The organism is Candidatus Amoebophilus asiaticus 5a2 (assembly GCF_000020565.1).
GTDB classification, from domain to species: Bacteria; Bacteroidota; Bacteroidia; order Cytophagales; family Amoebophilaceae; genus Amoebophilus; species Amoebophilus asiaticus.
On record NC_010830.1, the window covers coordinates 813,800 to 828,046 of the forward strand.

The window sequence follows — 14,247 nt, forward strand, 5'->3', positions numbered from 1 at the left end:
TATTACAAGGCCACCATATTTATATTTGTTATGGTAAGCTCGGTCTTTATAGTGTAACTATTAACACCTTATCCCTTAGCGATAAGATGTGCTTTTTTGATACCATTTGATAAAGAGATAGGCAAACAGAATACCTCCTAAATGAGCAAAGTGGGCTACATTATCAGCAGGATGTGCTTGTATACCTGTATATAATTCATACATGCCATATAGTATAACAAAATATTTAGCTTTAATAGGTATAGGTAATAGTAATAAGGAAAGCCTAGCATTGGGAAAGAGCATAGCAAATGCAGTTAGTAGACCAAATGTAGCTCCTGATGCACCTACAATAGGTATATTGACTTTGTGCTTTAATATAGGTTCTAATTGTGCTACTATAGCTTTACTTCTAGCTATGTAGGCAGGGTCATCTGCATTGTTAAAGAAATCATTAACAAAATTATGATAGACATTATATATATGGGGAAACTTATGCAAAAGGTTTGTAAAAGCCTTTGGTGTGGGAGTAACTAGGTAATTGTAATATATAGATTCTATCTTTCCTATTTCTAAATAAAAAACAAGCATATATAGCAAAGCTGCACCTATTCCTGTTACTATATACAAATAAATAAAGCGCTTAGAAGAAAGATAATATTCTAAAATAGGACCAAATGTAACCAGTGTAAACATATTACTAAACAGGTGGTAAAAGCTGGCATGTGTAAATAAATGCGTTAAGATTTGATAAGGGCTGAATTGAGGAGAGAAAACATATCTAAGACCTAGCAAACTAACCAAGTTTAATCCAAGGAATTTGCTGGCAACGAAAATAATTACGTTTATAATTAATATTTTTTCGACTACTGGAGTTAGATTTTTCATGTTTAGTTTACACTTTTAATTTGATTTAGATTCTCTCTTAACAAAAAAGAGTCTATATGGTTACTTTACAGTTAATCTATGTAACTCGTTTTAAAATTATAATAGCTTAAGCAATTGTTTTCTCTGTAGCTAGGTAGCCTTTTTACGAGTATGCTGGAAAAGCTGAGCTATCTTTAAAGATAGATTAAGAAATAAAATTTTGGGATTTAAATTTCTATCTATATAGTAGTGTGATTGATTAAGCCATGTATTGATTTTTTTCACAGCGTCATAATCTAAAGTTTGTCCTAGTTTTTCAGCAAATTGGCGCTCTTCCCCATGTATTCTTATTACATTTTCATGGGAGAATTGCACTAATAATGCCTGGCGTATCATATGCAATATATAATTTAAAAAATACTTTTGATTTTCTTTTTGGATACCTTGGAAATTCTCTGCATGTGCCATAAGCTTTGCAAAATCTTGGGCATAGCATACCCGCATCCAACCCTTACATTGTTCAAATAGCTCGGTGTTACTTTCTTCTATAAGTTTATAGGCCTTATTTAAATTACCTTCTGCTAGTCTTACTACTTCTCCTAACTTTTGAGAAGAGAGTTCGTATTGCTGCGCTAATAATTGTGCTATAACTTCATCACTAAAGAGTGGTATATATACCTGCTGTAAACGTGAGCGTATAGTACCTAATAATTTTTCAGGTGCTAAGCTTACTAAAAAGAAAAGAGTGTGGGGTGGAGGGTCTTCTAAAGTTTTTAGCATAGCATTGGCAGTGGTAGGATGAAAATACTCTGGTAGCCAAATAAAAATGATTTTATAAGAACTCTCCAAAGATTGCATACTAGCGTATTGACTAATATACTTAGCTTCTACTCTAGGTATAATAAGCTGTTTGTGCTCGGCGCCTATGTGGTGGCTCCAATCTGTAATATCTCCATAAGGCTGTGTTTTTATAAATGGATACCACAACTTAAGAAAGTTATTACTTGTTATTTCTGTTTCGGAATTTAACTTGGTAGTATTAATTGGAAAGATAAATTTTACATTTGGGTGGGTTGAGTTTTTCATTTTACGGCAAGAGTCACATATGCCACATGAATCTTCTGGTAATCTGTTTTTGCAATTAAGATAAGCAGCAAAAGCTAATGCCAATGTTATGCAAGCACTTCCCGGAGGACCCCAAAAAAGTTGTGCATGCGGAATTTGCTCACTTGTTGCTAGGTAAATGAGACGTTTTTTAAGTTGTAAATGGGTTGGTATATCTGCAAATTGCATCATTCAATTACTGATTTAAGCCAGATATGCATTGCTTCTTCCGATAAATGGGTAAGAATGCTTTTGTCTGCTTGTGTAAGTTCTTTGTTACGCCTTGCCATAGTATTCTCAATACTAGTTAATGCTTTTTCTAGTTCATAGACCAACAGTTTTTCAGAAGGGCTACCTTTAGTAAAAGAAGGAACAAATCTTTTAAAATATCCTGTGCCAAATAGATTAGTACTCACACCAACTACTGTTCCTGTATTAAACATGGTATTAATACCGCATTTACTATAGTCTCCCATGAAAAGGCCACAAAATTGAAGATTAGTATTTACAAAACCTTCTATAGCATTGTCCCATACTGTAACTGTTTTATAGTCATTTCTTAAATTAGAAGTAGTTGTACAAGCTCCTAAATTACACCATTCCCCAATTACAGAATGTCCTAAGAAACCGTCATGGGCCTTATTACTATAACCAAAGATAACAGAATTGATTACCTCTCCGCCTAATTTTGCATAAGGACCTACTGTAGTCCCTTGGCTAATATAACTGCCAACTTTTACCTGTGCTCCCTCGCCAATAGCTACAGGTCCTTTGATAACGGCTCTTTCTTCCACAATTGCATTTTTCCCTATATAAATAGGCCCTGTTTCCGCATTAAGTATAGCAGCCTTAATAACAGCCCCTTCCTCTATAAATATATCTTCTAAATTGTAAACAATCGTATGTGGATCATATAATGGCTCGGTTGTTTTTGTACTTTTAATTAGTTTTAAATCCTCTACAATAGCTTGAGCATTATATGTAAAAATATCCCACGTATTTTTTAGTTGTATAACTTCTCCAGTAAAAGATAAGCTTATATTTTTAGCATGTACTTTACTGATATTATCTACATAAACGCATGATGATAAAGTATGTTTACTCCAGAAGGCGATGATTGTATCACCATATATAAGCGTTTCATTGTGTTTTAGTTTTTTTATCGCATCTACCAAAGGCTGGTTTGGAAGAACACTACCATTAATCCATAAATTTTCTTCTGCACTTATATAAGGAAATTTCGTTTGTAGGTAGCTTTCTGTTAAGTATGAGTAGGTAGCTGGGATATAAGCGTTCCATTTCTCTTCTATAGTTGTTATTCCAACTCTAATCTTAGCTGTGGGCCTAGTATCAGAAAAGGGTTTAAGCGCAATTCTATTAGAAGGGGTGTCGAAGAGCAAAATATTTATAGCGTTCATATAATAAATAAGATAGTATAGCTGTAAAATAATTTGTCTAATACCTTAATAAATAGGCACTTACTAAATAAAGTTTACCTTTCAACAATAAGAACAAAAAACCGTTGTTTAACTTTTTTTATCCACAATGTCACTTTGTATTATAGCTATACTTTTAATATCAAACAGCTTTTTATGCTTCTGGGATAAAGTAAACTAGGATTGTTATCTTATAAGAATGCCGTCCTAGATAGCAGTAATATGCAATAAACTACCGTCACTTGTACATTTTGCACTGACATTAGCACCTGCTTCGCAGAGGTAAAACATGACTTCCGTCTTGTTATTTTTTGCAGCAAACTGATAAGCAGTATAACCCTGGGAATTTTTTGCATCTATATCTGCGCCAGCATTTAATAGATATTTTATAATTTCCAAATAACCTTTCTCTGCAGCAAAATGTAAAGCGGTTGCATCTAACCACCCTTTTGTATTAACATCAACATTATGTTCTAATAAAAATTTTATAGAAGATAGTTGGCCATGCCGAGCAGCTGTATGCAATAAAGTATTGTTTTTGTTGTCTTTTAAATGAAGCTTAGCACCATATTTGACTAATAACTCTGCTATCTCTATTTTACCCTTTTTTATTGGCCAATACAAAGGGCAATATCCTTGCTCTTTATTTAGTGCATTTACATTAGCTTTGCCTTTTTCTACTAGTATTATTACCATATTTCTAGCACCCTCTTGTACTGCTATATGTAGCGGAGATCCATATTTAGGGGCTTGGGCTTCTACGTATGCACCTTTAGTAATTAAAAGTTGTACTATAAGGGTTGAATTACTCCATACTGCCATGTGTAAAGGCGTAATACCTTCTACGTTTTTAAGATTGATAGCAGCTCCATAATCTACTAAAAATTTTACAATATCTAGGTTGCCTATTTGTGCAGCTAGATGTAATGGCGTGTTACCTAAATGGTTTTTTAAATCTATATCTGCATGAGCTTTTAATAGCTGAGCAGCTATTTTAACATTGCCTTCTAAAGCCGCATAATGAAGAGCACTATATCCTTTTTCGTCTTGTAAGTTAATAGTTTTGCTATGTTTAGTGAGTGCATCAACACCTTTTTCTAGACCCGCTTGTACGGCTAGATGTAGTGGGGTAACTCCTTCTTTATTGCTTATATCTACATGTGCACCTTTTTTTATCAGTAGCTTGATAATTTCTATACAGGTTTTTTGCTCTCTACAAGCATTAGGTGTATTAAAAGAGCTTTCGCTTTCATTTAATAAATACCATAGATCCGCATTGTTGGCAGCATAGTGTAAAGGCGCCCACCCTGTTGTATCTACTTCATTAGGATTAGCACCCTTGTCTAATAGAAGTTTAACTATTTTTAAATTTCGATTCATAATAGCTTTGCTAAGCAAACTAGTTTCTCCCTCTGGTGTTGCGTATATATCAGCCCCTTGATTAATTAATAATTGTACTATATCTGTACTATTTCCTAAAATAGCCCAATATAGTGGTGTATGTCCTTTGCTATCTTTAAAATTAATAATGGCACCTTGTTGCAATAAAAGCTTAACAATATTTGTATTGCTTTGGTAAGCAGCAATATGCAGAGGAGATACTCCATCCTGATCTTTGATGTTAGGACTGTGTGTTGCTAAGAGTATTTTTATCTTTTTTATATCATTTGCTTGTATAGCTTGATATAAGGAGGTATCATTTACAATACTTTCTTTACCATTTGTTAGGGAGCATGTAATTGTTTTTGCTGATATATTATTGTGATGTAATAAAGCTATTGAAAATAAGGAAAATAGATATGTAGTTGTAAAGGTGCTTAATATATAGCTTTTGAAATAGTGCATAATAGAACCATTTAGGTATTAGAATGTACAATATGTGAATATATATGATCTGAAATATTACTTAGTGATAGACATATCATATTCTTTTTCTTTTTGATCTTCTTCAAATAAGTCTATAGAAAGTAGGTGAAAAGTAATGTAATTTATTTTCAAAAGCTAGAAAACTAAACCGGTCACATCATTCTTTAACTATAATAGTATGATGCTTTAAAATAGTTCGTTATAAATTGTTGCTACAAAACTTATACTTCATCAAAGTACGCTACTATTACTTAAGTAATAGAGATTGTTGTAAATAAGGTTATTTGTATAAACTGCAATAAAGCCTCACTAAGAGCGAGGCTTTTATTATTAATGCAGTTAATTGATAAAATTTATTCAAGTCTAACATTAGTAGCATTAGAGCCACGAGATGTTTCTACTGTTTCAAAGGTTACTTTGTGACCTTCTTTCATGTCTAATTCTTTAACTTCGTCATGCAAAGCCGTTACATGTACAAAATGATCTTGTGAAGCTGAATCTGTGATAAAACCATACCCTTTAGACTCATTGAAAAATTTAATTGTTCCAGTTTTCATAATTTAATTGAAATAAAAATATTGTGCTAAATTTACTACAAAGTGACTAGAGTAGAAATAATAAAGAGATATTTTTTTAGATAATTCTTGAACTGACGCCCCTTTAGATCTTCTAACTAAATCTAAATATATACTAAAATTGGGGCTTTTGCTGTGTTAATTATCCCTTTTTATCCCAAAACCCTTTAATTTCAATAAGTTAATAATAGAAAATAAGAGAAAATATATGTCAATATATTTTCTCTTATTTTCTTATAAGGTTAGCAGCAAATAGATTAACCCACTGTAAGCTAAGCAGCAAGAAGAGGTACTTTAGTAGGTGTAATCTTTTTCTATTTATTATTTTACTCGGTGCTTAGGTATACTAACGTGCTTATTTTTAGCCCGGTTAAAGATAGAATTAGTACCAAAAATAGAAAAATGTACATATCTGCTAGGATGGTTTCTGAAGTCTATCAATAGCCTATCTAAATCTACTATTGTTTGGTCTATATGTCCGTAAAATGTTCCATCTTCTAATTTGGATAGGATATTGTTTAGCTTAAGTGTTAATTCATTAAGTTTTATGATCTCTATTTCATGAGTAAGCTCTTTAAGTCTAGTAAGTAGTGGCCTTATGCCTATCTCTGGATCGGAAAGTGAGCTAGAAATTTTACTCATATTACGACTGATCGTACTAAGGTCTTTCTTATTACTATTAACAGCATGTCGTAGTTCTTGGGAAGTCTTTTCTAAATTGGTAAATATGGAATTAATCCGGTCGGTATTCTCAACTAAGTTTTGCATGAATTTAGTGGTTAGAGTAGTAAGGGCCCTAGCATCATTAATTGCAGGTAGTGTACTCTCTGCGAACATGGTTTGAAAATCTTGTTCTGTTTCGCTTATAATTGTATCATGACACTGTAATAACTCACCTTCTTTAATATGTAGCTCAATAATCTTATCTCCAAGTAAATTACTACTTACCAGTTTGCCAATAGTAGTATTAGTCAGCTTAATATTTTCATTTATCTCAAGGGTTACACGTACTTTATATCCCTCTTCTGGTAACATATTAATTTGTCTAATTTTGCCTACTGAAACCCCATTTAACATTACTTCGCTAGCTGTATTAAGTCCTTTAGTATCATTGTATATTGCATAATATACTTTAGAATTAGAAAATAGATTTTTCCCTTTTAAGTAGTTAAATCCTAGATAAACGACTATGAGTGTAGTAGTTACTAATAAACCAACTTTTACTTCTTTACTTAAACTCATACTAATAGATATATAATTGGGTTTTTAAATTAGGCTTGTCTGGTATAATCTACTTATTAATTTATAATCCTATATTTTAATTATGGGGGTCAAGTTAACTAAATCTCATGAATTATTTTACTTATAGTGCTCTATGTCATACTTGTATTTCTTAAATCCTTCAAAAATTGCAGTAGCTATTTTAGTTTGGCTTGTCTTTTGATTTAAATATTTTTCTTCTTCTGCATTGCTTATGAAACCTACTTCTACTAGAACGCTAGGTGAGGTGGTTTGCCATAATACTAAAAGTCCGTCTTGTTTAACTCCTCGACTTTTTCTACCGGTATGCTGCTTAAATCCAGCCTCAATATTTTGTGCCAGCTTTAGACTATTTTCAGTGTATGCATTTTGGTATAGAGAAAATAATATATGAGATTCAGGAGATTTAGGATCAAAACCTTGGTAATGTTCTTTATGGTTATCTTCTATTAAAATGACGGAATTTTCTCTTTTTGTAACCGCTAAGTTTTTACTGCTGGTTTCTAACCCCATTGTAAAAATCTCTATGCCATGTGCAGATTTATTTTTCTCTGCTGCATTACAATGGATAGATATAAAGACGTCCGCATTATTTTTATTAGCTATATGGGCTCTTTGGTATATAGGAATAAACTCATCTTTTTGGCGAGTATACAGTACAGTTACATCTCGCATATTTTTTTTAATAAGCTTTCCTAATTCTAAAGCTATTTGAAGTGCTATATCCTTTTCTTTAGAAAATCGACCTAATGCTCCTGAATCTTTGCCGCCATGACCGGCATCAATGATAATTTTTCTTACCTTGTAACCTTTATTGTTAGAATTATTAAAGCCTGCTAACAACAAAAACATAAAAACAAATGTAATTTTGATAAAAATTTTCATTTTATATCTTTAATTCGCGCCTAACACAATAAATTTACACATAAAAACTTTATAAAAATAGATATCTAGTGCCTATAATAAAGTACGTATTTTTGCCTTTTGTATGGTATATATTGCCTACCATACACTTATACCCTGTTGACACTCCAAGGGTGTATAGTTCTTTTTCTGCAATAAGTGCCAAAAATAAACAACATAGCTTGAATAATATTATTCTTCCACAATATGGTGGTTCTTTCTCTTTTAGAGTTCCTAAACTACAACCTTTTTCTTGGAGTAATCCTAACCGGATTTCATTTATAGAAATGCAGCAGACAAATGCTCAACAGCAAGCTAAGGAACCTACTGGTCCTCTAAAAGATATTATTGAATACCAAGCACAAGACTCTATTACTTTTGATATTCAGGAAAAAAACTTCAACATATATGGCGCAGGGACGATTGGATATGAAGATGCGCAATTAACAGCAGAAAACATCTCGCTAAATTGGAGTAATAATACAATTATAGCAACTGGTAAAAAAAATGAGGAGGGTAAGATAGATCCTAAGCCAGTGTTTCAACAAGGTAATACTAAGTATATAGCCGAAGAGATCCGATATAATTTTGAATCTAAACGTGGCACAGCTCGTAGGCTTTTTACAAAGTTAGAAGAAATAATTATTCGTGCTCGCAAAGCTAAAATGGATGTTGAAGATACCTACTATACAGATCAAATTAAACTTACAAGCTGTAATTTAACTAATCCACATTATTTTGTTAAGGCAAGGGATGTAAAGTTTGTTAAGGGCAAACGTGTGGCCTCTGGCCCTTTCCAACTTTACTTTGATGGTGTCCCTACTATTCTAGGTTTTTTCTATGGTCTTTTCTACTTGCCTACGCCTAAAGCATCGGGTATCATAAGGCCACAGATAGGAGAAAATGGAGAAAAAGGTTTTTTCTTAAAAGAAGGAGGATACTATTTCTATTTCAATGACTACATAGATTTAGCTTTAAGAGGATCTCTTTATTCTAAGGGAGATGCTGCTTTTATGGCAAACTCAAGGTATAAAAAACGGTATGGATATAATGGAAGCTTGGAATATACCCGTGTGATTACCTCTCGTACGGCTGAGACAGCTTTACAGGAAGATAAAGACAAGGAATGGGGATTTAAGTGGCAGCATCGTACAGATAATAGCCGAGTCAGTAGTTTAACAGCTGAAGTAGATATACAGAGTAAGTCTCCTAGAAACAGTTCGCAGACAAGAGGGGAGCCTGATAATATTAGCGCTAAAACACAGTCTAAAATACGTTATAATCGTAAGTTTTTAGGTACGCCTTATTCACTCAATACTAGTGTGGCGCATAGCAAAGATTTTAAAAATAAACTTACGAACATCACTTTCCCAGAGCTAGTGTTAAATACAACTCCCATTTATATATTTAGACGGAAAAATTCTATACCTAAATACTGGTACGATGATATCAATTTTAAACACACATCAGAGTTTAAATATGACCTTAACAATACAATTGATAATAAGAATTTAGAATTTTCCCGAGAAAACTGGCCTAAGTTCTTAAAAGAGAGTAGGTATGGTGTAAAACACACTTTTCCCATAGTAACGAATATAAAACTTTTCAATTACTTTAATTTAAACCCATCTTTTGAGTATACAGAAAGGTGGTATTTTAAGCAGCTAGCATATAAAGTTGTACAAGATTCTGTAACAAATGATACTACCAAGGGCCTTTATAGGGTATGGGACTATAAGACAGGAGCAGACTTACAAACCACTATATACGGCACCCATTTTTTTAGTGAAGAGGCTACTGTTCAAGCTATTAGACATAGAATAGAACCCTCTGTAGGACTTACATATAGTCCTGGTTTTTCGTCATACTGGCAAAGAATTCAGAATAAGAATGGTGAAGAATTTAAAGATAAATTTGCTGGGGAAGTATATGGTACTCCTAAGCATAAAGCCAGTGCTTTACTAACTATGAAAGTAGACAATACTGTAGAAATTAAGGTTAGAGATACTAACAATACAGCAGCTAAACCAAAGAAGATTCCTGTTTTTGAGTCTCTCAATATGAGCACTACCTATGATTTTCTGGCTGATAGTTTTAAGTTGGGAGATATTAATTTAGGAGCTAGGACACGGTTACTAGATAGTTTGATAAGCCTAGAATACAATGCTACTTTTGACCCTTATACTTATATTGAGAAAAAGCGAGTAGAAGAATTTGCTTGGCAGCATGGAAAAGGACTCGGTACTATGAAAAAGTATGAGTTCAAAGCCAGTACCACTTTAAAGTCAAAATATCAGAAAACCGAGGAACCAAGTAAAAAAGAGCCACTAAAAAAAGATGCATTAGATGAACTTGAACCTAAACACCATATATCATCTTTAGACTCCACGCAATATGTAAACTTTGATACTCCTTGGCAATTAACCTTAGCGTATAGTCAAATTTATACTTACAATATAGAGAAAGATAGCAAAGACACTACTAGGCAGCTACAGTTTAAAGGAGAGGTAGACATTACCCAAAACTGGAAAATAGCATTTGATACTATTTACGACTTCGGTAAACAAGAATTGGTAGGTAGTGCCACTTCCTTAAAGGTTTTTAGAGATCTACATTGTTGGCAAATGAGTTTTGATTGGAAGCCTTTGGCCAGCAGACAATCCTATGAGTTCTCTATTGGGCTTAAAGCGCCTATGTTACAAGATCTGAAATTCCCGCATAATAGGGAATATGATAAATTATAGGAAGTAATTAAGTAAGTATGGTATTAGCAAATCATAAAATACTACCTTAGTACCACTAGATGTTGATACATAATACCAAGTTTTGCTCGTATGAGTAAGCTTATATTGCTAAGGGAGTAAGAGTTTTAACCTCTTATAATAAGGATTTATAACTTTAGGAAATTATGTGTAATTCTAGGTCATTATGTAAGTACATAATTATTACTTGTTTACTAAGTAGGTATTGTTCTAGGGTTTGCTTATGCTCCTTGATGAGAAATTTGGTAAGTTACACTATGCAAACTTCAATTCACATGCGTCAATTATATTTATTATCATTAATAGGCTTCTTTTTATGCTTTTATAAAGTACAGGCAAGCAACGGAGAAAATATTGAGTATGACTTAAGTTCGCCACGTGCTACTATCATTACGCATTTAGGTACATTAGAAGAAGAAAATTGTAATTATGAGGTAGCTGCCAAACCTTTCTTACAAAATAATAGGACCATTGATGAAGCTATTAAGCTGGCAATAGGATTAAAGGATATTCTGAAAGAAAAAGAAATACAGATTGATTTAGATAATATACCACAAGAGCCAAACTATATAGATCATAAAGCAAAATTTCATAAATACCAACTCACAGATTCCTTACCTAAAGTATACTTGGTTAAAGTGCATAATCAGTGGGTATATAGTGAAGCTACAGTAAAGTATGTAGAAAAGTTTTATCAGAGAAACTATCTATTAGGTAAGAAGCTCTCTTTAGAGTGGATTTTTAAACATTTATATCGCAAGGTATTTTTTGAAATACATGTTTGGCAAATTGTAATCCTGCTTTTATCGTTTTTAGTAAGTATAATATTATACCGTATACTAAATTTCCTACTACGAAGTTATTCTCGATCTCTTACTAGTAGCGAAGGGTATGAGGTAATAAACCCACTCGTTTCTCCATTTAATATATTTATTATAAGCTTATTGTTTGGAATTATCATACCAATTTTAAAACTACCTAGAATTCTAGAAAACAGACTGTTGATATATACCAGGGGGTTTCTATTTTTTTTAGCTATGGTATTATGCTATCGTCTAGCTGATCTTTTTTCTTTTTATATACACAAAAAAGCAATAGAAAAGAGGACCAACTTCAACTTGGTATTATTGCCTATGATAACAGTTTGCCTTAAAGTATTAGTAATTATTGTTGGGCTGCTCGTTACCATACAGAGCCTTGGATTTAATATTAGAGGTTTGATAGCAGGTGTTGGAATAGGCGGATTGGGCTTTGCATTAGCTTCTCAAGATACAATTAAAAACTTTTTTGGTTCATTGGTTATTCTTACAGATAAGCCTTTTAAGATAGGCGACCATATTGTTGCAGATAAAGTAGATGGTAAAGTGGAAGAGATTGGTTTTAGATCTACACGTATACGTACAAGCCAAGACTCTATTATTTATATTCCTAATGGTAAGCTAGCCGATACCTCTGTGGATAATCACGGCGAAAAGCAATATAAACGTTTTAGTACAGACCTAGCCATACCTCATACAACGCCTGCTCCTCTGATAGAAACCTTTATAGAAGGATTAAGAAAAATTGTAGAGCATTGCCCAGCTGCTAGAGAAGGTAAATACTATAGTTATTTATATAATTTAGAAGACTCTTTATTTTACATTAAAATTGAAGTTGTTTTTAGTGTTACAGATTACAATGTTGAGCTAGCCAATAGACAAGAAATCTTGTTGCAAATTTCAAAATTAGCTCATATGCTAGGCATACCTTTTGGTGCTTATATCTTGCGTAAAAAGAGTATATTTGATGAAGAAGCATTTCTGGCAAATTGGGAAATCGATCCCAATTCTTTAAAAGAAAAGTTGCAAGATTTTTTCAATAACAATGATAATAATAGTATTACACCATGAGCATAGGTTTATAAATACTATAAGTTGAATATTGATTAGTACACTTTATGTTTATTTCTGTAAGATATTTAAAACCCCTTATTAACCTATCTCATTTCTTCATTTCTATATTATAGTATAATAAGGGCCGTTTGGTAAATTGATTTTTTACCTAATTTGTATTCACTCTAGCAAATTAGATTTTTTTGAAGGGCTATGTTATATACTAAGCTGTAACAATATCTGCTTACAGCTTAGTTAGATATGGTAGTACAAAAATTAAGTCTACATAAGAATATAAGTATGAAAGAATTAGCAATAGCTATGCCCAAAATGGGTGAAAGTGTAATGGAAGCCACTATTATCAAGTGGCTTAAAAAGGAAGGAGATGAAATTGCAGAAGCTGAATCTATACTAGAAGTAGCTACAGATAAAGTGGATTCGGAAATACCTGCCCCTTATACAGGGAAGCTAAAGAAGATTTTGGTACAAGTAGGCCAGGTAGTAGCTGTAGGAGCTCCCATAGCAATTTTTGAAGTAGAAGACACAACCTTATTAGGCAATGGACAATCTATATCTCAATCTAAGATAGCTTCGCAGGCTCTTCCTGCTACTAAGTCTTTTGCTTCTTCTGATTCTCGACCTGTCAAACATACTGTGCAATTACATGAGCGTACTGCCTGCCCTCTCTATGATACAGCTGGTAGATTTTACTCACCCTTAGTTCGATATATAGCTCAAAAAGAGTCTCTTTCATTAGAGGAGATGGAGAACATTCCTGGTACAGGGAAAGATAATCGCGTAACCAAGCAAGATCTTCTTACATATTTAGCACATAGAAGGAGTACCCAACGCAGCTCTAGTTATAGCAATCTTACCATAGAAAGTATACAACAATATGCTAAGCCAGGGGATGAGATTATACCAATGGATAGGGTAAGAAAAATTATTGCGGAGCGAATGGTAGCAGCCATGCATACAGTTCCACATGTAACCTCTTTTGTAGAGGCTGATGTAACTGAATTAGTAGCATGGAGAGAGAAAAATAAATTGGCATTTAAGCAAAAAACAGGTATAGGACTTACTTATACACCTCTTTTTGTAAAAGCTGTTGCACAGGCCATACAAAAATTCCCTCTAATTAATGTGTCGGTAGTAGGAGAATACATTATTAAACGTAAAGCTATCAATATAGGCTTGGCTGTTGCTCTGCCAGATGGAAATCTAATTGTGCCAGTTGTTAAAAATGCAGATCAACTTACTTTGTCTGAGTTGGCTATATGTATTCATAAGTTAGTGCATAATGCTCGGCATGGACAGCTTTTGCCAGATGATATTGCAGATGGTACTTATACTATTTCTAACATAGGCTCTTTTCAAAATTTGATGGGAACACCCATTATTATGCAGCCGCAGGTAGCTATTTTAGCAGTAGGTAGTATTGTAAAAAAGCCTGCTGTTATTGAAACAGCACAAGGTGAACAAATTACCATTCGTCATCAAATGTACCTATCCCATACATATGATCATCGTGTAGTAGATGGTGCTTTAGGTGGACAGTTTGCTAAGGCTGTGGCTGATTATCTTGAAAAATTTGATTTTGCTAAAGAAAGTTGAGAAGATATAA

General features: G+C 33.1%; 10 protein-coding genes. 3 read left to right on the forward strand and 7 right to left on the reverse strand.

The window, feature by feature from the left end; genetic code table 11:
• Positions 1-75: 75 nt before the first annotated feature.
• From AASI_RS03260 to AASI_RS03290, 7 genes are all read right to left on the reverse strand, one after another.
• Complete coding sequence (locus AASI_RS03260) at positions 76-867, reverse strand: rhomboid family intramembrane serine protease (protein WP_012472798.1); 792 nt, start codon at positions 865-867, stop codon at positions 76-78.
• A 129-nt stretch (positions 868-996) separates the two neighbouring features.
• Positions 997-2,139, reverse strand: a complete 1,143-nt coding sequence (locus tag AASI_RS03265; RefSeq protein ID WP_044282986.1) for a DNA polymerase III subunit — start codon at positions 2,137-2,139, stop codon at positions 997-999.
• Entirely contained in the window at positions 2,139-3,368 is a 1,230-nt protein-coding gene (locus AASI_RS03270) for a putative sugar nucleotidyl transferase (RefSeq protein WP_012472800.1), read from the reverse strand. The genes AASI_RS03265 and AASI_RS03270 overlap by 1 nt, the downstream gene beginning before the upstream one ends.
• A 225-nt stretch (positions 3,369-3,593) precedes the next feature.
• Entirely contained in the window at positions 3,594-5,231 is a 1,638-nt protein-coding gene (locus AASI_RS03275; protein WP_012472801.1) for an ankyrin repeat domain-containing protein, read from the reverse strand.
• Positions 5,232-5,605: 374 nt separating this feature from the next.
• Positions 5,606-5,809 (reverse strand): cold-shock protein, encoded by a 204-nt coding sequence (locus AASI_RS03280; RefSeq protein WP_012472802.1) that lies wholly within the window; start codon positions 5,807-5,809, stop codon positions 5,606-5,608.
• 339 nt (positions 5,810-6,148) lie between these two features.
• Complete coding sequence (locus AASI_RS03285; RefSeq protein ID WP_012472803.1) at positions 6,149-7,069, reverse strand: MlaD family protein; 921 nt, start codon at positions 7,067-7,069, stop codon at positions 6,149-6,151.
• 117 nt (positions 7,070-7,186) lie between these two features.
• Positions 7,187-7,972, reverse strand: a complete 786-nt coding sequence (locus AASI_RS03290; protein ID WP_012472804.1) for an N-acetylmuramoyl-L-alanine amidase family protein — start codon at positions 7,970-7,972, stop codon at positions 7,187-7,189.
• A gap of 200 nt (positions 7,973-8,172) precedes the next feature.
• On the opposite strand from AASI_RS03290, the gene AASI_RS03295 reads away from it, so the two are divergent.
• The 3 genes from AASI_RS03295 (at position 8,173) to AASI_RS03305 (ending at position 14,237) form a co-directional block, all read left to right on the forward strand.
• On the forward strand, positions 8,173-10,734 hold the full coding sequence (locus AASI_RS03295; RefSeq protein ID WP_148204935.1) for a putative LPS assembly protein LptD: 2,562 nt from the start codon (positions 8,173-8,175) through the stop codon (positions 10,732-10,734).
• A gap of 275 nt (positions 10,735-11,009) precedes the next feature.
• Positions 11,010-12,641: a mechanosensitive ion channel family protein gene (locus tag AASI_RS03300; RefSeq protein WP_012472806.1), complete on the forward strand. Its 1,632-nt coding sequence runs from the start codon at positions 11,010-11,012 to the stop codon at positions 12,639-12,641.
• 282 nt (positions 12,642-12,923) lie between these two features.
• Positions 12,924-14,237, forward strand: coding sequence for a dihydrolipoamide acetyltransferase family protein (locus AASI_RS03305; RefSeq protein WP_044282988.1), 1,314 nt, complete (start codon positions 12,924-12,926; stop codon positions 14,235-14,237).
• The last annotated feature ends 10 nt before the right edge of the window (positions 14,238-14,247 follow it).